2 protein-coding genes are annotated in these 1,717 nt (G+C 46.8%); one reads left to right on the forward strand and one right to left on the reverse strand.

Annotated features, from left to right (window positions below):
• Positions 1-785 (forward strand): IS4 family transposase (locus SPV1_RS13845; protein ID WP_009851860.1); only part of this gene is annotated, 785 nt, incomplete at its 5' end.
• A 31-nt stretch (positions 786-816) separates the two neighbouring features.
• On the opposite strand, the gene SPV1_RS13850 is transcribed toward SPV1_RS13845, so the two are convergent.
• On the reverse strand, positions 817-1,717 hold a 901-nt coding region (locus tag SPV1_RS13850), incomplete at its 5' end, for an AAA family ATPase (protein ID WP_009851861.1).

Raw genomic sequence — 1,717 nt, forward strand, 5'->3', positions numbered from 1 at the left:
CGACGATTGACCTGTGCAAGCATCAGTTTGAATGGGCGAGCTTCCGCACCGGCAAATCGGGCGTGAAGGTGCATACGGTGTATGACCCTGATGCGCAGGTTCCCACCTTCTTTTCCATCACCGCAGCCAAAAAGCATGACAAGAAGGCTGCGGAGCACATGCCCCTGTTGCCCGGCGCCACTTATGTGTTCGACAGGGCCTACAACGATTACGCATGGTTCCATGACCTGACACAAAGGGATATCCGCTTCGTCAGCCGCATGAAGCGCAACGCGGAATTCGAGGTAGTGGCAACGCTCCCTGTATCAGATGACGGTGTATTGGAAGACCAGCATATCCGTCTGTCATCGGCCAAAGGCAGGAAGGAATGTCCGACCATCCTGCGCCGCATCTGCTTCGTGCATGAGGAAGATGGCAAGAAGCTTGTCTTTATCACCAATGACCTGAAGCGCTCCGCCGGAGCCATCGCAGCCCTGTACAAACAGCGCTGGCAAATTGAACTGTTCTTCAGGTGGATTAAACAGAACCTGAAGATCAAACGCTTCATCGGCACATCCGAGAACGCTGTCAAAATCCAGATTATCATTGCCATGATCGCCTATCTGCTGCTGCACATGGCAAGAAGGATCCTGCCTGCAAGCCGATCCATGCAACAACTGGCGAGACTCGTTTCCGTCAACCTCATGCAGCGACGAAACTTGCTCGAATTGCTGGCTGATTCCCCACCGCCGCCAAAGCGACGATTCGCCATAAATCAGCGACAAATGTGCCTCATCAATGCTTAACCGGACAACAGTGACCTCAAGAATATTTTTATCAATTGTAGGGTCTGATATATCCCATGTTCGAATTCCATCGATGCTGGTATGTAGTTCTGCCCTTTATGGGTTTGACTGCACTACCAAAAGAATGTCTGGTTTTCTCAAATAGAATATCAAAACGTGCGCCAACATCATCATTTGCTGCATCATCTTTAATTGGTTTAAGGCCAATCACAATATCCATCACATCTTCACGTTTGCTCGTGCCCCTTTGCTTTCCATTTTTTCCCGCGTGATGGATGAAGATAATACTGCAACCTTGCGACCTCATATCAACCGCCCATTCTTGAATAGCCTTCCATGAAATCGCATCATTTTCAGAATATTCATTGCTACGACATAGGCTTGATATGTTGTCTATAATCACAAGTTTAATTTTCTTTTGACCAACAATATTGAATATTAAATGCCGCCCCTCCTCTGTTGATAAGTCAGGCAACCAAGGTGATATCTCAGGGGTTATCAACTCAAAGTTAATGTTGTTATCAGTCAATTTTTTGCTCGAAATGATGTTTGACAAGCGCACCTTCATATCATGTCCGCTCATTTCGCCATCAACATAAAGCACTCCTTCAGCACCGTGAGATTTCCATCCGAGACAGTCAGTTCCAGTTGCAACCGCCATCGCAATTTCAAGTGCAAGCTGTGTTTTACCAAGCCCTCGTTCAGCATAAATAATCGATAGGCTTTTATACAGCAGCCAGTCACCAAGAAGCTTCTTCCTTGGTTGAACCTTAGCATCCATAAACGCATGAATCCCTATACTACGAACACCTGTATACGTCTTAACGGTAGAATCAATATGCTGATTAAGGGCACCAATCACCGTCGAAACATCTTCAGTTTGGAACCACTGCTTGATACCTTGATTGTGTAAAAGATACCCGTGTCGTCTG

The organism is Mariprofundus ferrooxydans PV-1 (genome assembly GCF_000153765.1).
In the GTDB taxonomy this organism is placed as follows: domain Bacteria; phylum Pseudomonadota; class Zetaproteobacteria; order Mariprofundales; family Mariprofundaceae; genus Mariprofundus; species Mariprofundus ferrooxydans.